The organism is Neobacillus soli NBRC 102451 (assembly GCF_001591665.1).
In the GTDB taxonomy this organism is placed as follows: domain Bacteria; phylum Bacillota; class Bacilli; order Bacillales; family Cytobacillaceae; genus Neobacillus; species Neobacillus soli.
Genome location: NZ_BCVI01000007.1, coordinates 55,344 through 75,974, shown reverse-complemented (window position 1 = coordinate 75,974; position 20,631 = coordinate 55,344). Strand labels below are relative to the sequence as shown.

Annotated in this window: 25 protein-coding genes; 20 read left to right on the top strand and 5 right to left on the bottom strand. The window is 38.3% G+C overall.

Annotated features, from left to right (window positions below; genetic code table 11):
* Window positions 1-20: 20 nt before the first annotated feature.
* Genes BSO02S_RS04320 through BSO02S_RS04310 form a run of 3 tightly spaced genes read left to right on the top strand, consistent with a single transcriptional unit; the run spans window position 21 to window position 1,428 of the window.
* Window positions 21-563, top strand: a complete 543-nt coding sequence (locus BSO02S_RS04320) for a GNAT family N-acetyltransferase (protein ID WP_066063064.1) — start codon at window positions 21-23, stop codon at window positions 561-563.
* A gap of 28 nt (window positions 564-591) precedes the next feature.
* Window positions 592-1,080, top strand: coding sequence for a GNAT family N-acetyltransferase (locus tag BSO02S_RS04315; RefSeq protein ID WP_066063057.1), 489 nt, complete (start codon window positions 592-594; stop codon window positions 1,078-1,080).
* A 51-nt stretch (window positions 1,081-1,131) separates the two neighbouring features.
* Window positions 1,132-1,428, top strand: a complete 297-nt coding sequence (locus tag BSO02S_RS04310; RefSeq protein ID WP_066063015.1) for an antibiotic biosynthesis monooxygenase family protein — start codon at window positions 1,132-1,134, stop codon at window positions 1,426-1,428.
* A gap of 93 nt (window positions 1,429-1,521) precedes the next feature.
* Here BSO02S_RS04310 and hemQ read toward each other — a convergent pair whose 3' ends face one another.
* Window positions 1,522-2,265 (bottom strand): hydrogen peroxide-dependent heme synthase, encoded by a 744-nt coding sequence (gene hemQ / locus BSO02S_RS04305; RefSeq protein WP_066063013.1) that lies wholly within the window; start codon window positions 2,263-2,265, stop codon window positions 1,522-1,524.
* A gap of 331 nt (window positions 2,266-2,596) precedes the next feature.
* On the opposite strand from hemQ, the gene BSO02S_RS04300 reads away from it, so the two are divergent.
* Together BSO02S_RS04300 and uvsE are read left to right on the top strand one after the other, a co-directional pair.
* Window positions 2,597-3,109, top strand: coding sequence for a DUF3231 family protein (locus BSO02S_RS04300; RefSeq protein ID WP_066063010.1), 513 nt, complete (start codon window positions 2,597-2,599; stop codon window positions 3,107-3,109).
* 166 nt (window positions 3,110-3,275) lie between these two features.
* Window positions 3,276-4,229: a UV DNA damage repair endonuclease UvsE gene (gene uvsE / locus BSO02S_RS04295; RefSeq protein WP_066063007.1), complete on the top strand. Its 954-nt coding sequence runs from the start codon at window positions 3,276-3,278 to the stop codon at window positions 4,227-4,229.
* 121 nt (window positions 4,230-4,350) lie between these two features.
* Here uvsE and BSO02S_RS04290 read toward each other — a convergent pair whose 3' ends face one another.
* A complete protein-coding gene (locus BSO02S_RS04290) occupies window positions 4,351-4,779 on the bottom strand; it encodes a pyridoxamine 5'-phosphate oxidase family protein (RefSeq protein WP_066063004.1) in 429 nt (142 codons plus the stop codon).
* Between the two features lie 338 nt (window positions 4,780-5,117).
* On the opposite strand from BSO02S_RS04290, the gene BSO02S_RS04285 reads away from it, so the two are divergent.
* Both BSO02S_RS04285 and BSO02S_RS04280 read left to right on the top strand, forming a co-directional pair.
* Entirely contained in the window at window positions 5,118-5,291 is a 174-nt protein-coding gene (locus BSO02S_RS04285) for an asparagine synthase (protein WP_066063001.1), read from the top strand.
* A gap of 120 nt (window positions 5,292-5,411) precedes the next feature.
* A complete protein-coding gene (locus BSO02S_RS04280; RefSeq protein ID WP_066062996.1) occupies window positions 5,412-5,705 on the top strand; it encodes a DUF378 domain-containing protein in 294 nt (97 codons plus the stop codon).
* 130 nt (window positions 5,706-5,835) lie between these two features.
* Here BSO02S_RS04280 and BSO02S_RS04275 read toward each other — a convergent pair whose 3' ends face one another.
* Window positions 5,836-6,264, bottom strand: a complete 429-nt coding sequence (locus tag BSO02S_RS04275; protein WP_066062993.1) for a YugN family protein — start codon at window positions 6,262-6,264, stop codon at window positions 5,836-5,838.
* A gap of 183 nt (window positions 6,265-6,447) precedes the next feature.
* On the opposite strand from BSO02S_RS04275, the gene BSO02S_RS26850 reads away from it, so the two are divergent.
* From BSO02S_RS26850 to splB, 3 genes are all read left to right on the top strand, one after another.
* Entirely contained in the window at window positions 6,448-6,618 is a 171-nt protein-coding gene (locus BSO02S_RS26850; protein ID WP_157081379.1) for a hypothetical protein, read from the top strand.
* A gap of 69 nt (window positions 6,619-6,687) precedes the next feature.
* Window positions 6,688-6,933 carry a transcriptional regulator SplA domain-containing protein gene (locus tag BSO02S_RS04270; RefSeq protein ID WP_066062990.1) on the top strand — a complete coding sequence of 82 codons (246 nt, stop codon included), beginning with the start codon at window positions 6,688-6,690 and terminating at the stop codon, window positions 6,931-6,933.
* 14 nt (window positions 6,934-6,947) lie between these two features.
* Window positions 6,948-7,976 (top strand): spore photoproduct lyase, encoded by a 1,029-nt coding sequence (gene splB, locus BSO02S_RS04265; protein WP_066062987.1) that lies wholly within the window; start codon window positions 6,948-6,950, stop codon window positions 7,974-7,976.
* A gap of 96 nt (window positions 7,977-8,072) precedes the next feature.
* Here splB and BSO02S_RS04260 read toward each other — a convergent pair whose 3' ends face one another.
* Entirely contained in the window at window positions 8,073-8,777 is a 705-nt protein-coding gene (locus BSO02S_RS04260; RefSeq protein WP_066062986.1) for a hypothetical protein, read from the bottom strand.
* 362 nt (window positions 8,778-9,139) lie between these two features.
* Here BSO02S_RS04260 and BSO02S_RS04255 point away from each other — a divergent pair, with 362 nt between their 5' ends.
* The 8 genes from BSO02S_RS04255 to BSO02S_RS04215 all read left to right on the top strand — a co-directional run bounded on the left by BSO02S_RS04255 (window position 9,140) and on the right by BSO02S_RS04215 (window position 16,667).
* Window positions 9,140-9,895 (top strand): DUF2087 domain-containing protein, encoded by a 756-nt coding sequence (locus BSO02S_RS04255; protein WP_066062980.1) that lies wholly within the window; start codon window positions 9,140-9,142, stop codon window positions 9,893-9,895.
* Window positions 9,896-9,918: 23 nt separating this feature from the next.
* Complete coding sequence (locus tag BSO02S_RS04250; RefSeq protein ID WP_066062977.1) at window positions 9,919-10,272, top strand: GIY-YIG nuclease family protein; 354 nt, start codon at window positions 9,919-9,921, stop codon at window positions 10,270-10,272.
* A gap of 44 nt (window positions 10,273-10,316) precedes the next feature.
* Complete coding sequence (locus BSO02S_RS04245) at window positions 10,317-11,624, top strand: MFS transporter (RefSeq protein ID WP_066062970.1); 1,308 nt, start codon at window positions 10,317-10,319, stop codon at window positions 11,622-11,624.
* 562 nt (window positions 11,625-12,186) lie between these two features.
* A complete protein-coding gene (locus BSO02S_RS04240; protein ID WP_066062965.1) occupies window positions 12,187-13,395 on the top strand; it encodes an MFS transporter in 1,209 nt (402 codons plus the stop codon).
* 744 nt (window positions 13,396-14,139) lie between these two features.
* Window positions 14,140-14,403 carry a hypothetical protein gene (locus BSO02S_RS04230; protein ID WP_066062960.1) on the top strand — a complete coding sequence of 88 codons (264 nt, stop codon included), beginning with the start codon at window positions 14,140-14,142 and terminating at the stop codon, window positions 14,401-14,403.
* Window positions 14,404-14,544: 141 nt separating this feature from the next.
* A complete protein-coding gene (locus BSO02S_RS04225; protein WP_066062957.1) occupies window positions 14,545-15,276 on the top strand; it encodes a TerC family protein in 732 nt (243 codons plus the stop codon).
* A 414-nt stretch (window positions 15,277-15,690) separates the two neighbouring features.
* Window positions 15,691-16,017, top strand: coding sequence for a PadR family transcriptional regulator (locus tag BSO02S_RS04220; protein WP_066062954.1), 327 nt, complete (start codon window positions 15,691-15,693; stop codon window positions 16,015-16,017).
* Complete coding sequence (locus BSO02S_RS04215) at window positions 16,014-16,667, top strand: permease prefix domain 1-containing protein (RefSeq protein ID WP_066062951.1); 654 nt, start codon at window positions 16,014-16,016, stop codon at window positions 16,665-16,667. Before BSO02S_RS04220 ends, BSO02S_RS04215 begins: the two co-directional genes overlap by 4 nt.
* Window positions 16,668-16,995: 328 nt before the next feature.
* On the opposite strand, the gene BSO02S_RS04210 is transcribed toward BSO02S_RS04215, so the two are convergent.
* Entirely contained in the window at window positions 16,996-18,948 is a 1,953-nt protein-coding gene (locus BSO02S_RS04210) for an elongation factor G (RefSeq protein ID WP_066062948.1), read from the bottom strand.
* A 272-nt stretch (window positions 18,949-19,220) separates the two neighbouring features.
* Between BSO02S_RS04210 and BSO02S_RS04205 the strand changes: the two genes are divergently transcribed.
* Entirely contained in the window at window positions 19,221-19,424 is a 204-nt protein-coding gene (locus tag BSO02S_RS04205; RefSeq protein WP_066062946.1) for a hypothetical protein, read from the top strand.
* Between the two features lie 204 nt (window positions 19,425-19,628).
* A complete protein-coding gene (locus tag BSO02S_RS04200) occupies window positions 19,629-20,630 on the top strand; it encodes a transglutaminase domain-containing protein (protein WP_066062943.1) in 1,002 nt (333 codons plus the stop codon).
* Window position 20,631 lies beyond the last annotated feature (1 nt).

The window sequence follows — 20,631 nt, the reverse complement described above, 5'->3', positions numbered from 1 at the left end:
ATCATAAAGAAGGTGATTTTTTGTTATTTGAAAATGGATATATTAAAGTGCGCCAATTGCAGCCTGAAGACAAGCATTTACTTGTTAAATGGCTTTCGAACCCTTCCGTTCTAGAATTTTATGAAGGGCGGGACAATTCCTTTGATTTGGAAAAAGTAAATAAGAAGTTTTATCATCGGGAGAATGGTATTGTTAGATGTGTGATCGAGTATGAAGGGGTAAGTATCGGATACATACAGATTTATCAGGTAAATGAGACAACAAGTTCAATAGACAATTATGATGAAGAAGAAACGACTTTTGGTATGAACCAGTTCATTGGCGAAACCGAATATTGGAACAGAGGAATTGGGACATTACTTGTAAAGTCAATGTTGGAGTATTTAATTGAGAAGAAACAAGCGACTCGGGTGATTATGGATTCTCAAACAACAAATTTACGGGCAATATCATGTTATGAAAAGTGCGGATTTAAAAAGATTCGATTACTCCCGAATCACGAGTTCCACGAAGGAAAATATCGTGATTGTTGGCTAATTGAATATAAAAAATCATCTTTATGAAACTACTTTTCTGGGGGGAATGATGGATATGGTAAAAATACGAAATGTAAAAATGGAAGATTTATCTGAACTTGTAGTCATCGAGCAGCTTTGCTTTACAAAAGAAGAGGCAGCGACCAAGAAAGCGTTTGAAAAGCGCATTCAAGTCATTCCGGAAAGTTTCTTTGTAGCTGAGGAAGAGGGCGAGATTATCGGTTTGGTCAATGGGCCCGTCATTGAAAAAGCATATATAACAGACGACCTCTTTAGTGATTTAAAGGCAAATCCGGCATCTGGCGGTCATCAAAGTATTTTAGGATTAGCGGTGTCACCGCATTTTCAAAAACGAGGCGTGGCATCCGCGTTACTTTTACAAATTGAAAAAGAAGCGAAGGCAAAAGGCCGTGAAACGATTACACTTACTTGTAAGGCGGACTTAATTCGGTTCTATGAAAATCATGGCTACCTAAACAAAGGTGTGTCAACCTCTGAACATGGCGGGGTTATTTGGTACAATATGATTAAGAACTTGCAATGAATTAATTCAAAGAGTGTAATGTAATATACTATGTAAAAAGGGGGAGATTCCATGATATTGGAAGCCGTGATGCTTCAGGTTAAGCAAGGGATGGAAGAGGAATATGAGGAAGCCTTTCGCCTGGCCTCAGGAATTATTTCTTCAATGAAAGGATATATATCTCACGACTTACAGCGTTGTATGGAAGTGAATGGGAAATATTTATTTGTGGTGAAGTGGGAAACATTAGAAGATCATACAGTTGGGTTTAGACAATCAAACGAGTATCAAGAATGGAAAAAGCAATTACATCATTTTTATGATCCATTTCCGACCGTTGAACATTTTGAAAAAGTGGGTCTATCATAAGGACATTATTCATTCGAAAAAAATTGAAAAGCCGAGAACTTTCATTGAAAAGCAAGAGCAAACTTGATTGCTCTTGCTTTATCTTTTTTATAATTAAAGACTAAAAAACGCATGGACGCCCTCAGGCTTTAATAAATTCCCGATATAGAAGGACCCGAAGATGCCATAAACAGCGCTAACTTCATCAAATCTTGTTTCATAGATTAATTTCTTAAATTGAAGGGCATCATCACAAAATAGGGAAACTCCCCATTCAAAGTCATCAAAGCCGACAGAACCGGTTACAATTCGTCTTACCTGTTCGGAATAGGGCTTTCCGGTACCAATATGTTCGAACATTAATCTTTTTCGGTCTTCCATCGGCAGCATAAACCAGTTTGTTTTCTCCCCTCGCAGCTTGCTCATTGGGTAAAAACAGATATATTCCGCTTTTGGAATGGTTGGGTAGAGTTTAGCTCTCATTGCAGGGTCTTCCAACGGATTTGCTGCCATCTGCGAATAGCTGCTTTTTTCTATTACAGACACATAAGAAAAGGCAGGTTTGGTAAAATCAGCAAGGGCTGTTTTATTGAATTCCGTTTTCACTTCAATGAGTTCTTTCATGGTTGGTCTTAGTACCATAAACATGATGTCTGCTTTGTTCCCGGCAATTGTATACACCGTATGACTGCCATTCTGTTCTGTCTCAACTGATTCCCATTTATGTAATAACGATTTAAATTCATAAAGGGCATGTTCCCGTTCAGTTTCAGTGGCTAATTTCCACTTTGTCCAATCAAACAGTCGAAAATCATGTAAGCAATACCAGCCTTCAATTGTTTTCATCGCCTGGTTCATCATTATCACTCCAAATGATAGTTATTTTTAATTATCTCCCATATAAATGATAATTATTTTCATTGATGAATGTTGTGATAAATATCACACAAACTTAAGGAATTGTAAATAAAAGCATTGAAGCTATCCGGAAGAACCTTGCCATGCTAAGACTAATCGAAGAGATAACATCTATCAGAGGAGTCAAATGTGTATCCAGTACTAAGGTGGAATGGTCAGTATGGGGGAAATAAAGAATACCTGCTGAGGTGGTTGGAAAGACTACAATTGTGCTTCAGGAAAGGTGGCACTGGGAATGAATAAATTTACTTATACACTAAGGAGGGCAACAATGGGAATTTTAAGTGGAAATCCTAAGGAAGAGCCTTTGCACTACGGTGAGGTTTTTGATCTTTGGGCCTCATTATTAGCAGGCAATGGTATGATCGCAGGTTATCAAACCATGATCAACCATGCAGGAGACGATGATTTAAAAAAGTTATTAGCAGAAGCCGTTGAGTTATGCCAGCAGGAAAAGAAACAAGTGGAAGAAATATTAAAGGAGAATGGGGTCGGTTTACCGCCAGCAGCACCGGAGCCGCCGCAAGCATGTTTGGAGGATATCCCGGTTGGGGCTAGAACTCCTGACCCAGCAATCGCTGCAACACTTTCGGTTGATATCGCAGCTGGATTAGTAGCATTTAGTCAAGCGATGGGTAAATCAATCAGGGAAGATGTAGCCATGATGTATGGACAATTTCATTTGCAAAAAGCGGCACTCGGATTAAAGGTTCTTCGATTAAATAAGGAAAAAGGCTGGCTTGTTCCTCCCCCATTGCATTTAAATAAGTCTGGTGATTGTTAACAGTTATCAAATCGGGTTAAGTTATTCCCACCTGATTCTAGGAGAACACGGTTAGAAAAATAACCGTGTTCTCTGTATTTGACTTACTAAGTGGCTGTTGACGAGCTGCGAAACGAATAACTTAACTTAATTTGTTTTATCATTGAATTAATTAAGGGGAAATCTAATGAAGATTCGATTTGGGTATGTGGCGACCGCAGTAGGCTTATGGGATGCAAGTCCATCAAAAACCGTAACTTTTACACGGTTTTCAGCTCTTCCTAAAAACGAGCGAATGGAAAAGCTTCAATCTGTAACTGCCCAAAATTTACATCATACGAAAAGAATTTTGTATTATAATATTGCGCACGAAATAGAATTATATCGTTTTTCAAGCTCGCTGGTTCCTTTAGCCACCCATCCGGAAGTGATGTGGGATTTTGTGACTCCCTTCAAATCCGAATGGGAAGAACTTGGGCACTTAATACAACAATTTAAGCTCCGTCCAAGCTTTCACCCAAACCAATTTACCCTTTTCACAAGCCCCCGAGAAGAAGTGACCATGAATGCCGTGAAAGATATGGAATACCATTTTACGATGCTTGAAGCGATGAACGCGCTGGAAAGGGGAATTATTAATATTCATATTGGAGGAGCTTATGGGGATAAAGCTTCGTCCGTAAACCGTTTCCATCAAAATTTAAAAAAGCTACCAAACAAAATTAAAATGCATATGACCCTTGAAAATGATGATAAGACCTATGATGTTGAGGAAACTCTTATTACTTGTGAAAAAGAGAATATCCCGATGATACTGGATTATCATCACTATATGGCAAATAAAGGCGAGGTTGATCTTCCACTTTATTTATCACGCATATTTAATAGCTGGAGTCATTTGAATACTGTACCAAAAGTCCACATTTCTTCGCCAAAGTCAGATCAAGCTTATCGTTCCCATGCAGATTTTGTTTCTTTAAACTTCATCCACCCTTTTTTGAAAATAGCAAAGGAACTTAATCAAGACTTTGACATTATGATTGAAGCCAAGCAGAAGAATCTTGCCATGCAAAGACTTGTAGAGGAAATAGCATCAATCCGGGGAGTAAAACGTCTATCAAGCGCTACGGTGGAATGGTAAGTGTGGAGGGAAGACCTGGAAAACATTGATGGCTCTTCTTTTCGATGAAAAATACTAATGATAAGAAGAGCCAATGAGGGAGGGTAATGGATAGAAACAAATTAATAACTGTATTTTCCCGTCAATTTTCCAACGTCAGTTCTTCTGGTGGTTCTCCATTTAGATTTAAAATACGGACAGTTTCTGGTTGGATTTGAAGAAACACGTAGTTCGGATCATCAGGACCGTCAAACCATTTCTTAAAAGATTCGTCCCAGAATTGATCTTTCAAAGTCTGTAAATCAGTCATGGTAGACGTGCCTGAAATTTCAACATAAGCATCACTTTGTCCTTTCTCTTCATAACCTAACAAAACAGATACGAAGGGATTATGTTCGATTTCATCTATTTTCTCCGTATCCCGTTTCGTCGGTGTGTAGAGTGTTAAGTCATCATTATAAAAGGTCATATACCGTGCATGGGGCTTATTATTTTCAACCGATGAAAGGATTCCTGTTCTGTGATTAGAGATTATGTTAACAACCTTTTCTTTTAAAGTTAGTTTGCTCATTGATATTTCTCCTTTACTAGTTTTTATTAATTTTCCACTAATCTAGTGGAAATAACCTAAAAAGTTTTACTAATATATTTCTACATAAAAAAGGAGTGGTTCATGGTGGCTGAAAGCAATGTAGTTAAAACACTATTACAAAGTATAGTTCACGAGTATAGATTGTCATATGTAAACTTTTTCCTACGTAAAAAAGCACCTGATAGAGATTTTTTTCATATGCTTTTTTAGTTATTGAACATTCATAAATGATGGTTAGAATATTTCACTTTACCCAGGAAAGAATAAAAATGGTGTGTTAGACACACCAACTAACTACGATGTGGGGGAAATTACCGATGAATATTCGTGAAGGCTTAATTCCAACTGCATTAGGCACAGCTGTTACTGCGACAGGTTATGCATTGAAGCAAAAGCGCGGTACGAATAAAATGGTTGCAAATACTGTGTTTGGTTTCGGTTTAGCGCACGTAGTATTAGGTGTAATTGACCTTGTTGAACACCGCCGTTAGAACCGCAGGCGAGTACGATTAGTACTCGTCTTTATTTTTCATACATTTAAGATGAAATTTCCTATGTTTTAGCATTAAACCGAATTTATAGTAAAAGATAAAAAAAGGAGGTGAAGAACCATGAGAATGATACACAGAATTGCCTTAATTTTAGTTATAATAGGTGCAATTAATTGGGGATTAATTGGTTTTTTTCAATACGATTTAGTTGCTGCCATATTTGGTGGACAAGGGTCCGTTGTGTCAAGAGTAATCTACTCTCTTGTTGGCATAAGTGGACTGATTTGTGTGAGTCTTTTATTTGCACCTATGCGAAAAGAGGTGCATGAAGAAAATAGACAAAGCACCGGGAACTTTAATTATGCTACAGAGTTCGGTGAGGAAACAGATTTATCTAAATTGAAGAAGGATTAAAAAAACACTCAGGATGACACAGTCATCCTGAGTGTTTTTTAGTAATTAGGTAAAATATCATGTATTCTAAGTTATGCATTTTATGAATGTGTCAATTTCAGGTGCTTTTTATTAGTTATCTAACACTTTATTATGAACTTAATAAACCATTAATCGAGCCCAAAACTCGCTCAAGTGTTTCCTCACCAGCTTTTTCCCAGCGACTCTTATCTCTAATACTCCCATCTTTATCCAATGGTTCTTGAAATTGAGCAAGCCCTGTTGTGGCGGTCAATAATGAGTTTTCATCATAATCTAATCCGGTATTTACAACATGTTTAATGACAAATGGGGTTCCAAACTGAATATAGGCATTTGAATGATCTAGTTCTCCATCCAAAACATAAATAGGGACTCTTAAATAAATAGATTCCCCGCCTTCACGCCATAATAAAGCATCAAATTTACCGCGATCATAGTCAAAATTACTGCAAAAACTACATCCATAAGAATCAAATACACTTCTAACTATACCAAAATTAGCTCTTTTTCCTTCAATCGCTGATTGTAATTTGATCATTCACCATTCACTCCTAATAAGTATGTTTGTTACTATTTTTAACCAACCAATGAATAAAATACCTTCTTTAAGTGCGATTATTTATAAAAAAGAGAAATTGGTATGTAAAAGAATTTCTATTTTCCAGGACCCGAATAACTTCACCAATTTTACAAATCCTAAGGGACATAGGAGGTGATTCCATTGCCAAAACTACAAAATAATAATGAAAGACAATTAGATCAATCCGCTACTCAACCTGGTTCAGGCTCAAAATATCATGAAAAACATGCCGGAAATGTAACAGGTTACGGAGAGATGGATGAAAATGCAAAAACACTAACAAATACAACGAAAGATTCATCTTTAACATAATATTTCCATAATATACCGTTTTTTCATGATGAAATTATTTTTTGAAAGATAATAAGGACGGTGATGCTAGTGGAATTAACTAATGATTATAATCAATACAATCCCGGGGATGTTGTCTACGTTTTTTATCGAAACCCACATACACAGGATGTTGCAAATGTCCAGGCGGCAGCAGTAGTCAATAATCCGGAGAATCCCGGTGAATTGGCCATATTCCTTTATGAGACGTATTATCCTTTAACAAATGAAATGGCTGTTTATTCAAGTGAGGCTGATGCAATGAAGGTCTACCAGGAGTATTTTGGGTATGAATAGAATGGGGTACTGACATGAATAAACCGTTTACTCCTCAACTTGTATATTTTGAACCAAAAGCGTTGGATTACCCGCTTGGGGTAGAGCTAAAAGAAAAATTTGAAAAAATGGATGTGGAAATTCGCTATACCACCTCACATAATCAAATAAGAAACCTTCCAGGTGACAATGATTTTCAAAGGTACAGGATTGCAAAGTCTACACTGGTTGTGGGCATTCGTAAAACCCTTAAGTTTGATACATCAAAGCCTTCAGCAGAATATGCAATTCCGTTTGCAACGGGCTGTATGGGACATTGTCATTATTGTTATTTGCAAACGACGATGGGAACGAAGCCTTACATTCGTACATACGTAAATGTGAACGATATTTTGGAAGCTGCTGACCAATATATGGAGGAACGTGCACCGGAAATCACAAGATTTGAAGCATCTTGTACATCTGATATTGTCGGAATCGATCATTTGACACATACCTTAAAGCGGGCGATTGAACACTTCGGGAATTCTGAGCTTGGAAAGCTGCGCTTTGTCACTAAATTTCATCACGTTGATCATTTACTCGATGCGAAACATAATGGAAAAACGAGATTCAGATTTAGTGTAAATGCCGATTATGTCATAAAGAATTTTGAACCGGGTACCTCACCTTTAGCTAAAAGAATCGAGGCCGCTGGGAAAGTGGCTAGGGCGGGATATCCGCTGGGATTTATCGTGGCACCGATCTACCTGCATGAAGGGTGGCAGGATGGCTACTATCATATGTTTGAGCGCCTCGATGATGAATTACCGATGGAAGCGCGGAAGGATATTACATTTGAGTTTATTCAACACCGGTTCACTAAACCAGCTAAAAGGGTAATTGAAAAAAATTACCCTATGACGAAATTAGAATTAGATGAGTCGGCAAGAAGATATAAATGGGGGAAATACGGAATAGGCAAATATATTTATCAAAAAGAGGAAGAAGAGGATATAAAAAGTCATCTTTATTCCTATATGGAAAAGTTTTTTCCCCATGCTAAATTGGAATACTTCACGTAAAAGTTTCCTAAGGGAATTAAAAGTGGGGTTGAAAGAATTGGAAAAGGCCAGGGGTATTCATCCTGGCTTTAGTTGATAGTGCACCCCTGCATAGCATTATTTTTTTGGGAAAAAAGCTTGTATATCATTAGATAAAATGGACGGTTCCGCCAGATACCAATAGTAAGTGTGGCCATCAAAGAGCAGATCAAACTTGTAGGCAACTGGATCCACGGTGTACAGGACCATGTAATAATAATCAGGGTCACCTTTTTCCGTGTTTGGCTCGAAGTTTGGGGATTCTTTACTATCTTTTAAAATCTGAAGGAAATGGGAAATTTGTTCAGGATTTTTTATTTCCGCTATTCGTTCGGGGGCTTCTGATGTATATGCTGGATAAATTTCAACTCTATTTACTTTTTCGATTGGCATGTTTTTAAATTGCCATTTGTACCCTGAATCATCTCTTGAATAGTATATTGCGTAGCCATTAATGGCCCGGAAAGATTTTACAGCGATTAAATTAGGGGACCCTTTTATGGTAAAAAAGTTTGTTCCTTTTTCATGGAAGGCAGCATCTCCATTTTTAATTTTATAATCGGTATCCGTGATATTATCGGCTACTTTAAAGTTGACCTCGCCAAGTTTTTCGCCAATGTATTTTTCATCGGCTAAAGCCCCAGTATAAATCCCATCATACATTTTTCCATTCCACTTAATGAAATCTATCCAATCAATGACTGTTTGATGATTTAATGTGCCTGTTTGACAGCCTGTTAAGATCATCATTAGTAAAATGAACAAGCTCGATATTTTCCTCATCGCACCCACCCGCCTCTAATATCATTGACGAATTTTTTATACTTTTGTTTCGGTTGTATATACATAAATGCTAAGTAATTATAGTTTTCAGGTGAATTTTGGACTTTATTAATAAAATATCTTTAAAGTGACTATACGTATGTCCCGGTGTCCGAAGCCGGATGGATTAATTAATTACCCAATCCCATGAAATTGACTACTTTATTTGGGCAGACAACCAATGACAAATGGAAACATGTTTTTAATTAACATATTTATTTTATTGACAACCAATAAACTTTATTTTAATGTGTTGATGAATAAGCAAACAAATTTATTATATGTTTATAACTTCGTGATATTAATGGGAGGTGTTTGTAGGAATGGAGCTTTCGGAACTTTTTTGGAATGCTTCGATTGAAGGGCTTAAACAGGGATTTATGGAGGAATCTGATTTTTATACATGCCTTTTGTGCGGTGAAAAAGTGGAGAAGGGGATTATTTACCCGCACGATGGGATTCTTTATGAGGCCGAAAGGTTTATGAAGATTCATATTGAAAATACCCATGATTCGGTTTTTGGTTATCTAATTGGACTTAATAAAAAATTCACTGGGCTGACTGACCATCAGAATCATCTCCTTCGTTTATTTTATCAAGGTAAAAATGATGCAGAAGTGCAAATGATAACCGGGATAGGCAGTGCCTCGACAATTAGGCATCACCGGTTTGCCCTTAAGGAGAAGGAACGGCAGGCGAAAACATTCTTGACAATCATGGAACTTTTAAAAGAAAAAGACAAACATGCTCCAATATTTATACCAGTTCCTAAAACAGCTAAGATGCTAGATGAGCGATACAATATTACCCAAGTGGAACGAGCGGAAATTGTGAAGAAATACTTTCCTGATGGAATGGGAGGAAGGCTAAGGAAGTTCCCGTTGAAAGAGAAGCAAAAGCTTGTGGTCTTAAGCGAGATTGTCAAGCATTTAAATAGAGAGAGAACGTATGATGAAAAGGATTTAAATCAAGCTTTGATGCCCTTTCATGATGATTATGCATTAATAAGAAGGTATTTGATTGAATATGGATTTTTAGACCGAATGCCGGATGGAAGCGAATACTGGTTGAAAAAGTAAATTTTAGAATGGTGGGTATTAAAATGGACCGAAAAAAAGAACTGAAGCAGTTATATAAAGAAACACCGATTGAAGCGGGGATTTATCAAATCAAAAACACGAAAAATCACAAGATCTTTATTGGAAGTACGAAGAATTTGAAAACGTTAAATGGGTTGAAATTCATGCTTGATACAGGCGGGAATAGAAATAAGGAGCTTCAAGAAGAATGGCTGGAATATGGTAAGGATGCCTTTGAAATTGAAGTACTAGAAATCCTTAAAAAGAAGGAAACGGGATATTTTGATGAGAAAGAAGAACTGCGAAAGCTTGAGGAAAAATGGCTAGATCAGGTTCAGCCATATGGAGACCATGGCTATCATCAAAAAAATGATTGATTTGATGGTATGTCCTAATATGCCCAAGAAAGGAGCCCTAAGTAATGCCACATACCCCTGATGATGCAAGAGCTTTAGAAAGACAGCCGACATGGTTACAAAGTTATATTGATTCACCAGAAAAGCAGCGGCAGTTATATCGACGGACGTTAATCATTGTTGTTATTTCACAAATATTTGGCGGTGCCGGACTAGCGGCCGGTGTAACTGTTGGGGCACTTCTTGCACAAGATATGCTGGGTACAGATAGTTTTGCCGGGGTACCGGTTGCGTTGATCACTTTGGGTTCTGCTATAGCTGCATTACTTGTAGGGCGGCTCTCCCAACGGTTTGGACGGCGTGCAGGACTCGCAGCAGGATTTTTGACAGGTGGTATTGGCGGAGTCGGAGTAGTCATTTCAGCCGTAACTAATAATATTATCCTTCTTTTTGCTTCCCTATTAATCTATGGAGCTGGAACGGCAACCAACTTGCAAGCACGATATGCGGGGACAGACCTGGCAAATGCTAGACAGCGGGCAACAGCAATCAGTATCGCCATGGTATCAACTACCTTGGGGGCGGTCGCAGGTCCCAACTTAGTTGCGGTAATGGGCAGATTCGCACTAAAAATTGGAGTCCCAGCTCTAGCAGGTCCATTCATTCTGGCAGCTGCGGCCTTCATCCTTGCTGGTTTGGTACTACTAGTATTACTTCGCCCGGATCCTCTCGTTGTGGCGAAAGCCATTGCATATGTGCAAAGAGCGGGTGTGGGTAATGTTATAAAAGAGAAATCTGGCAAACTCACGATAAATAAGCGTGGAATTGTTGTTGGGGTCACAATCATGGTCTTAACTCAGATTGTTATGGTTTCAATCATGACAATGACACCTGTACACATGAGGCATCATGGATTTGGCTTAAAAGAGGTTGGCCTGGTAATAGGCTTCCATATTGGTGCCATGTACCTGCCATCCCTCGTAACCGGTTTCCTCGCAGATAAGTTTGGTCGAACGACAATGGCTATCGTTTCAGGTGCCATTCTCCTTGCTGCGGGTGTTCTAGCTGCTGTTGCCCCTGCTGACTCTTTGTTAGTCCTTATCATTGCTCTCGCTTTGCTCGGTCTTGGTTGGAACTTTGGCTTTATTAGCGGTACAGCGCTCATCGTGGATGCAACGAACCTGTCGAATCGGGCAAAGACACAAGGATCTGTTGATGTCTTGATTGCTTTGGCAGGGGCATCGGGTGGAGCACTTTCTGGTATGGTCGTAGCTCATTCCAGTTATACAGCACTTTCACTTGCAGGAGGAGTCCTTTCACTGCTGCTTATCCCAGTCGTAGTCTGGTCCCGGGGTAATCAAATTGATGACTGACAGGCGCTTCAGTGCATCCCTTTCCCTTAAATTTGGAGGTATACCTCTATAGTTTAGGGGATTTTTTGGTTCGTATTAACAGAGGCAATATACTTATTTAAAGTAGGATGACTAAAGGGAAATAACTCTCACCAAGGAAACTAGTGAAATGTCCTTAATGAGGGTTATTAAGAACAAAACTCACCAAGGAAACTAGCAAAATGTCTTTAATAAGGGTTATTAAGGACACAACTCACCAAGGAAGCTAGCAAAATGTCTTTAATGAGGGTTATTAAGGACAAAACTCGCCAAGGAAACTAGCAAAATGTCTTTAATAAAAGCCCATAAAATTGATTAATATCTGATATGCACGCTGTGAATTTGGTATTGAAAAACATGCGAAATAACAGGTCATTATACTTAATGATTCTCTTATTCCACCCACTTCGTTTCGATAATCGAATATTTCGGAAATGAAAATAAATGAACATTATGCTATTATTAACAAACAAAAGAAAAAATGATTATAGGAAAAGATATAGATTATCAATTCTTTGATCAATCATTTGGGAGATGGAACAGCGTGCTAAGGTGGAAACGTAATTTATGGGTACTTTGGATTGGGGTCTTTTTTACAGCAGCGAGCTTTTCCATGGTTATTCCCTTTTTGCCAATTTTCCTTCTGCAAATTGGTGTGAACGAACATACGGAGTTGTGGTCAGGCCTATTATTTAGTTCGGCTTTTTTTGCCGGAGCGATTGCCTCGCCGTTTTGGGGGAGAATGGCCGATAAATATGGCAGAAAACCGATGATTGTTCGGGCAGGATTTGCCCTCTTTATTATCTATACGTTAATGGCTTTTGTTACGAATCCCTATCAAATATTAGGATTACGACTCATGCAGGGATTATTAAGTGGATTTATTCCTGGTGCAATCGCTCTGATTGGTACTAATACGCCCAGTAATAAGGTGGGCTATGCACTTTCTTTGATATCTTCCGCGTCGGCATCAGGCGGGATCCTTGGACCCTTATTGGGCGGTGGGATTGCTCACCTTGTTGGGAATCGATGGGCATTTGCCAGTGCAGGCATCATCGTTTTCTTCTCGACCCTCCTGATTATTTTTTGGGTAATCGAGGAAAATTTTACGCCGAGCAAGGAAAAGGGCTCTGTTAAAAATGACTTTAAAATTGCACTCAACAATCGTCCGTTCATGCTTGTCCTTATTCTCACGGTCGTAACTAGTTGTTCGGTCATGACGATTGAACCAGTGCTTCCTTTATATATCGTGAAACTGGGTGGTTCTACTGATAAGGCTTCCTTATTAGCCGGTGTTGTGTTCTCGCTTCCCGGAATCGCAAGTGCCTTATTTGCTCCTGTTTGGGGGAAGTGGGCTGACAAAGTAGGATTCCAACGCGTTCTATTTATTGGGTTATTAGGTGGCGGCCTTGGAACATTAGCGCAAATTCTGTTCAGTCAAATTTGGGGATTTTCGATGATCCGCTTTGTGTTTGGAATATTCTTCTGTGCGGTTTACCCGGCTTTAAATGGTCTTGTAGTCAAGTCAACCCCGGATGACTTCCGCGGCAGGGCATTTAGTTTGAACCAAACGGCCAACCAAATCGGCGGGATGACAGGTCCGATGATTGGAGGCTTCCTTGGTGGGATTTTCCCCATCCAAAGTGTATTTATTGTGACTGGGGTGCTACTTTTGGTAGCAACTGGCATGGCGTATTGGAATGCGAATGATTTAAACAGTGCTAGGAAGAGAAAGGTTTCACCTGTAAAGTAGAGCATCCTATATTACCGCTCAGTTACAGGTTGTTCCAAAGGTACATTGAAGAAAAAATAATTTATCCTTTAGAATAAGACAAGATGTGGAAAACATAGATTTATTAACGGACTTTAATTTATAAAAGTAAAGCTATAACACTTGAAAAATGACGAACCTATTATTATTTGGATTCCTTTTCCTTATTTGTTAATGAGCTTCCACAAAGGGGCTGGCATTTTTGAAAAGAAATAAAAATATGCCTCTAATCACTTTTTTGTCTGTTGTTTTATTCCTATATCTAATTGTGAATGCTTTTCGCCACATTACCATTTACATTGTATATAGCACAGGTGTCGGTCCATTTATCGTTATTGGATTAATCATTTTAGCTATTTGTGCTCTATTTTTCAAGGGATTATAAAGTTATGAAGATAATGGGGGTGACTGTAATAGTCACTCTATATTAAAAAGAAAATACCTAATAATTCGGTATACATGGTAAAATAGTACTGTAATTACATATAGTGGGGGTATTTAATGTGATCAATGATATTGTTTGGGGAAGTCCAGGTAGTTTATTCTGTTTAGGATTCTTTTTTGCGGGTTTGGGAGTTTTCATTAAGTTGTCGAGAATGCCGAAAAAATAATCATTAATGCACATTACCGATGAAAAAAAATTAGTTAAAGAATGGCTGCATATCGGCCATTCTTTTTTGATAAGAAATGAAATTTAATAGTTTCTTGGAGGGAGTAACAACCGACATGCAGCGGATCACATTTATGATTAAGCAATTCTTAAATGAGCCTTGGTGGTTTAAAATACTAATTTCTACAACTTTGCTTATTTCGATTATTTTCAGCAGTTCATTTTTCTCGAATCAAGCTTATTTTCGAAGTATTTCCAAATTTGCTGCAGCTATTTTCTTTTGTGCGTATGGTATTAAATTTCGAAGGAATCTTGTAACAATGATCATTCTCCTTACTGCCGCCATTCTGTGTATTTATCTATCTTGGCTTGCGTTTTAAGAAGGTTTTCATTCATATATTCATGAACCTTACATACATTTAGATTAGGATGACCAAACACCGATAAGTGAAATCATCATAAGAGGACAAGCCAGGGCAAGGGAAGTAAATAAACCATTTAAAGGGGAGAAAGGAAGACGAATGGAGTTCCTACAGGAAATATTCAATAGTTATAGTACTTTTTTTTCATTAGAGGCTTTTGAAAAAGTATTTTCTAATCCCGCCAGCTGGGGAGTCATTGGTACACTTATTATTCTTGAGGGATTATTATCCGCCGATAACGCCATTGTTTTAGCGGTTATGGTGAAACACCTGCCGAAAGATCAGCGAAAGAAAGCATTATTCTATGGGATTTTTGGTGCTTATTTTTTTCGTATCGTAGCGATTGGTTTAGGGGTTTCCATCATAAATATTGCATGGATAAAAATTGTCTGCGGTCACTATCTGCTCTGGATCGTTTTTCAAAACTTTATTAAGAAAAATGAAGAAGAAGACGAGGTCCAAAATAAAAAAGTCAGTTTTTGGCGAACTGTTTTGACAGTTGAGTTAATGGACATCGCCTTTAGCTTTGATAGTGTGATTGCAGCATTCGGTGTATCAAATCAAGTATGGGTATTATTTTTAGGTGGTGTGCTTGGAATCTTAATGATGCGCGGAGCAGCTCAATTATTCCTGGCATTAATTGAAAAGGTACCAGAATTTGAAACAACTGCCTTTGTCTTAATTGCCAGTATTGGTATAAAAATGATTACTGCCGCATTCGGATTCCGTTTGGATGATTTCATATTCTTTAGTATCCTAATCGCAATCTTTTTGGGTACATTCATCGTGCATTCCATTAGGAAAAATTATGGTGATCGAACAACCATTTAAAATCTTTAAAAAGCCAAAGGTCAAAAATGTTAACGGCTTCCGTTACGTTTCACAAACAAAAAAATGTAAATGACTATTAAATTAATTTTATAGTCATTTTTTTGTTATATAGAAACTGTACTACAACATCAAACCTTACAGAAATCGCAGACCTAATCAGAACATGCTACAGGCGCTTGAATCGAGTCAATGAAAAACTAAGTAAAGAGGGCATTATTAACGTAAAAAGAATCCCTTTTAATAGTAGATTTACATAAACTGCGCCAAAGGGCGGATGGAAACATTTTTGAATGAGAGGAAAATCACACTGCTTTTTAATATCATTGAATTCTTTCAAAGTTTTTTTACAATTATACATTGTTATACGATGTGCATTGTTATACAATGTTACTAGTAATATTTGGAGGGTACGATATGGATAGAGAGTTGCTAAAAGGCAGTATTGAGATCTTATTACTTTCCTTATTGGTGGAAGTAGATTGTTATGGTTATGAAATGACGAAGAAATTACGCGTGTTGAGCGATGAAGCCTACCATATGAACGAGGGAACGCTGTATCCGGCGTTAAAAAGGTTAAAAAATAAAGGCTGTGTTACATCGTACTGGAGTCAAGAGCTGGATGGGAACAGAAGGAAATATTATTCCATTACTGAAGATGGGCGCAAGATTCTTACAGAAAAATTGAATAACTGGAAACAAATCAATCAGTTAATTGACAAGACATTGGAGGGTTTTTCATGAAAGAAATTGAACGCTATATAAAAGAAATCGTCTCTGATTTGCCCATGAACGATGATGAAAAAGCAGATTTTGAAGAAGAGCTTTATGCTCACTTTCATGAACATGTCAACGACCTGATGGTAAAGGGGAATACAAAGGATGAAGCGATTCTTCAGGCAATGGAATCGTTTGGTAATGAAAAAAATTTGAATTGGGAAATGAAAAAAGCAATATTCCCTTTTTACAAAGTGGTTCGATATTTGTGGAATGTAGTTTTTGTCACCGCTTTTTTATGCCTTGTTTCTTATTCGGTAACGGAATATTATCATCCTGAGTTCGTAAATGCTTTACCTATGGATAGTGTGATTATGGGTTTCTTTATAGTAGCATTTATTGTGGGTGCTGCCGAGGTTATCTTTGAAGCCATTAATGATCAATTTAAATCGAAATGGCTTTCAAATCCATGGCTTTTCTTTTTAGTTCCATCTCTGCTTTTTGGTGGAATCCAGACATTTTCGCTAGTTGAAAATCCGGAACAGTACCAGGAAGGATTTTGGCTGGATTTATATGCCGTTCCGATTGGGGCATTTGTGCATCTCATCTCTAGACAGCTCTTTACTCTCATTTTTGTTCGGAATAGAAGGGACTATAAGGAAAATAAGGTGGTCTAGTCTCTTTTATCCATTTTAATATTTTATGAAACAAATGGGTGAAACATATTAAAACGGTCAATGAAAATGTTTCATTGACCCAAAAGAGAAATAATGGGCCTCCATGGTAAATGGAAGAGCCTTTCATTGACCGAAAAGAGTAAAATAGAGTCTCCATGGTAAATGGAAGTTGGTTTCATTGACCCAAAAGATAAATAATGGGCCACCATTGTAAATGGAAGAGCCTTTCATTTACCGAAAAGAGAAAAATTGGACCTCCACGGTAAATGAAAGGGCATTTCATTGACTGAAAAGATGTTCAGCTTTAAGTTGGTGCCTGACACCATTCTTATTTACAATGCATTTCCGCTTCCACCAGATCCCATGGAACAGAGTAGCCCAGTCCTTTCGAACAGAAGATCGAAGATGAGGTATATTCCGGATCAGCAGCTTTATTGTATTGAATCCTTTCAACGACCTGGACTTGATTATGACACGGATAATAGCCACCGACTATGAGATTTAAGATGCCTTTTCCTTGTGTGATCGAGGCGAATTCAGGACCATAGTTCATGAAGGTTGCCACTGGGACTTTACCGGTTAAAATGACTTTATTTCCTTCCGTAATTGGCGCATCGAAGCTGCCGTGCGCATTTTGGATATCTGTCAGCACTTTTCCCATATAGTCCAAATCCATCTTGATCTTAAAATCATAGAACGGTTCAAGCACGATGTTAGCAGCTTTTTCTAAGCCCTGCCGTAATGCACGGTAGGAGGCCTCTCTAAAATCGCCGCCAGAGGTATGTTTAATATGGGCCCGTCCTGTTATTAACGTGATTTTCATATCCGTAATAGGGGAGCCTGTTAGTATCCCATGATGATTCCTCTCAAAAAGGTGGGTTCGGATTACGTTCTGCGTTCCGATCGATAGGTGATCCGTATGGCAGACACTCTCAAAAGTAATACCGCTATTTCTAGGGGCTGGCTCTAACTTTAGATGAATCTCCGCGTAATGCCCTAACGGTTCAAAATGACCATAACCAATTACATCCGTATCAAGGGTTTCTTTATAAAGAATTTCCGGTTCAGCAAATGAGATATCAAAATGAAAGCGGTCCTTTACGATTTGTTTGAGAACTTCAAGCTGGATGATTCCCATGACATGAATATGAATCTCCTGTGATCGTTCTTCCCAGGTTACATTTAAAGAGGGATCTTCGGCGTCCAGCATTTTAAAATATCGTAAGACTTCTTTTACATTCATGGATGAATCAAAAATCACTCTGGACTTTAGTGCCGAGACCATTTCGTAGGCGGCCTTTTCCTTTAATGTTCCTAAGCCATCACCAGCTGAAGCGGAGGACAATCCTGTAACAGCAAAAATATCACCAGATCCTGCTTGATCAACCAGTTTAAATTTAGTGCCGTTATATAAACGGATTTGGGTGATTTTTTCGGATAAGCTGTTTTCATCCTCGCCGTAACTAATTTCTTCGCGTACCTTTAATGTCCCGCTTTGAGCTTTGATAAAAGTAATTCTCGTCCCTTTTTCATCATAGCGAATTTTATAAACGCGGCCAGAAAAAGTGCCTTCACTTACATAGTCCGTCGTCGTTAACAGGTCTATTTTTTCCAAAAAGCTGCCGACACCAATATCTTGTAATGCTGAGCCACTTACTGAAAGAAAAATTTGTTTTTCCCTTACCAGCTTTTTCAACGTTTCTAACCAAAGCCCAGGTTCATAACCAGTATCTATGTATTTTTCCAAAACGGATTCGTCCCGCTCTGCAATAAATTCGATAAGTTCTTCGCTCATTTCGCCCTTCTCTAGCGTATTGGTCATATCAAAAACATCTGATGTTAAATTGCCTCTGATTTCGTCCACGACTTTACCTGTATCAGCACCGGTCCGATCGATTTTGTTGATAAAGAAAAAGGCGGGGACATGATGTTGTTGGAGGAGCCTCCAAACGGTTTCGGTATGTCCTTCAATCCCTTCAACAGCACTTATGATGATAATCGCGTAATCCATCACTTGAATTGCCCGTTCCATTTCTGGAGAAAAGTCGACATGCCCCGGGGTATCGATTAAATAATAATTGGAATTGTTAAAAGATAACTGCGCTTGGTCGGCAAATACGGTAATGCCTCTTTGTTTTTCAATGTCATGCGTATCGAGAAAGGTATCCTGATGGTCGACACGGCCCCTTTGCTTAATCGTTTTCGTATGGAAAAGCAGTTGTTCCGCCAATGTGGTTTTGCCGGCATCCACATGGGCAAACATGCCAATCGTTTTCTTCATGCTGCCACCTCTAAATTTTTTTGCCATTCTTAAAGAATATTATACCAAAAGAAAATACAATCGAAGATGTATAAAATAATGCTATCAATTAGTTAGGTTAACTTAGAACTATAAGCGTCCTAGGAGAAAGGAATTAATGTATAAAAGTGAGTATTAATTAAAAATTTGGATCATTTTGAAGTCCTCTTGAAGAAATCATGTGATGTTTATGTTAAAATAAACAAAAAACAACGAGGCAGATTATCATTAAGTCATTGATTGGGAGTGAAAAAATGAAGCAAAGGTCCAATTCATTTACGTTAGCAAGCGTAATCGTTACCTTTTTCGTTACACTATTTTTTATCGTTGGTTATACCTCGTTAACAACACACTTTGCCATTATGGATTCATCAAATGCCTGTTACGAAGCAAACGGCTTTCCCAAAGTAAGTAAGGACTTTTTTGGATTTAATTGGTCTTTGTCATGTAATAAATAATTTCGGGTATTGAACCATTCGGACATTTGTTGCAGCCCATATATACTAACCTTTTAACTGTTTCATTTCTGAAACGGTTTTTTGTGTTTGGTTGTTTTCGTTGGCATAATAAATGAATCGTTATGATAATTAACCCGTGCATTTTAGTTGAGTCTCCTATTTTAATAGTCTAAAGTATTAATAAGAAAGTGGAGGTGGTCCGTCTTGAAGAAACTTATTGTTCTCTTAATTGGTGTATATGCACTATTCTACCTATCGCAAAAAGACATGCTCCCTTCAATAGCACAAATAAAAAGTTTACTGAACTTGAACTTAGAAAATTCCCAATTAACGGAGCAGCCAAACCAGGAAGTAATTATTCCTTCACAACCGGAAACGAATCAACCAACAGCAACTGAACAAAAAATTGAGCCTTCCGTACCGGCTTCGACGGTTGGAAACTATCAACCAACGAAAATCCAAACCTATCAGGTCACGGTTGTAAACGGGAAGTTAGTCATAACAGGAAAAGCAACCCCCTATGGAGAATTCAACAAGGCTGATGGAGTGATTTTATATATTCAAGAAGCGCGCGCCGATAAGAAGGCAACGATCAAGGTTCCTTTTACCAATGGAAAAATAGATTATGAATATCCACTTCATTATAGTGTGGGAGACGTTATTATTAATGTGGATGAATATTACAAGGGAATAGCGGATGATCCTGATAAGGTCTTAGGCTATGCCAAATATCATTTAACTGACGGCGACCCTTTTTTATTGCCAAGTTTTATGATTCAAAGCAATGACCCTGCTATTACGGCGCTTGCCCAAAATATAACCAATGGAAAACAAACGGATACAGACAAATCGCGGGCTATTTTCGAGTGGGTGGCAAAGAATATTGCCTACAACGCCCCGTTGGTTAATGCTGCCAATCCGCCTACGTATTCTGCCGTTCAAACCTATCAAACTCGCAATGTGCTGTGTACAGGCTATGCTCATTTAAGTGCTGCCCTGCACCGTGCGGTCGGAATTAAAGCAAAAGTGGCGTACGGGGAAAATCATGCCTGGAATGAAATCATGTTAAATGGGGTGTGGCGGTCAGAAGACCCGACCTTTGGTTCAGGATATATCAACGCTAACACCCGTAAATTTGTCCGCAGCTACCAGCCCGCTTATTTTTCCAAAACAGATAAACATAAGGAAGGGGAGTACCCTTGGTAAC

Coding starts and splice junctions, on each gene's coding strand:
- BSO02S_RS04300 (WP_066063010.1), top strand. CDS start 2,597: ATGGGAATTTTAAGTGGAAATCCTAAGGAAGAGCCTTTGCACTACGGT.
- BSO02S_RS04310 (WP_066063015.1), top strand. CDS start 1,132: ATGATATTGGAAGCCGTGATGCTTCAGGTTAAGCAAGGGATGGAAGAG.
- BSO02S_RS04260 (WP_066062986.1), bottom strand. CDS start 8,777: ATGAGGAAAATATCGAGCTTGTTCATTTTACTAATGATGATCTTAACA.
- BSO02S_RS04225 (WP_066062957.1), top strand. CDS start 14,545: ATGGAGTTCCTACAGGAAATATTCAATAGTTATAGTACTTTTTTTTCA.
- BSO02S_RS04280 (WP_066062996.1), top strand. CDS start 5,412: ATGAGAATGATACACAGAATTGCCTTAATTTTAGTTATAATAGGTGCA.
- BSO02S_RS04315 (WP_066063057.1), top strand. CDS start 592: ATGGTAAAAATACGAAATGTAAAAATGGAAGATTTATCTGAACTTGTA.
- BSO02S_RS04255 (WP_066062980.1), top strand. CDS start 9,140: ATGGAGCTTTCGGAACTTTTTTGGAATGCTTCGATTGAAGGGCTTAAA.
- BSO02S_RS04275 (WP_066062993.1), bottom strand. CDS start 6,264: ATGATCAAATTACAATCAGCGATTGAAGGAAAAAGAGCTAATTTTGGT.
- BSO02S_RS04220 (WP_066062954.1), top strand. CDS start 15,691: ATGGATAGAGAGTTGCTAAAAGGCAGTATTGAGATCTTATTACTTTCC.
- uvsE (WP_066063007.1), top strand. CDS start 3,276: ATGAAGATTCGATTTGGGTATGTGGCGACCGCAGTAGGCTTATGGGAT.
- BSO02S_RS04205 (WP_066062946.1), top strand. CDS start 19,221: ATGAAGCAAAGGTCCAATTCATTTACGTTAGCAAGCGTAATCGTTACC.
- splB (WP_066062987.1), top strand. CDS start 6,948: ATGAATAAACCGTTTACTCCTCAACTTGTATATTTTGAACCAAAAGCG.
- BSO02S_RS04285 (WP_066063001.1), top strand. CDS start 5,118: ATGAATATTCGTGAAGGCTTAATTCCAACTGCATTAGGCACAGCTGTT.
- BSO02S_RS04210 (WP_066062948.1), bottom strand. CDS start 18,948: ATGAAGAAAACGATTGGCATGTTTGCCCATGTGGATGCCGGCAAAACC.
- hemQ (WP_066063013.1), bottom strand. CDS start 2,265: ATGAACCAGGCGATGAAAACAATTGAAGGCTGGTATTGCTTACATGAT.
- BSO02S_RS04245 (WP_066062970.1), top strand. CDS start 10,317: ATGCCACATACCCCTGATGATGCAAGAGCTTTAGAAAGACAGCCGACA.
- BSO02S_RS04230 (WP_066062960.1), top strand. CDS start 14,140: ATGCAGCGGATCACATTTATGATTAAGCAATTCTTAAATGAGCCTTGG.
- BSO02S_RS04215 (WP_066062951.1), top strand. CDS start 16,014: ATGAAAGAAATTGAACGCTATATAAAAGAAATCGTCTCTGATTTGCCC.
- BSO02S_RS04250 (WP_066062977.1), top strand. CDS start 9,919: ATGGACCGAAAAAAAGAACTGAAGCAGTTATATAAAGAAACACCGATT.
- BSO02S_RS04290 (WP_066063004.1), bottom strand. CDS start 4,779: ATGAGCAAACTAACTTTAAAAGAAAAGGTTGTTAACATAATCTCTAAT.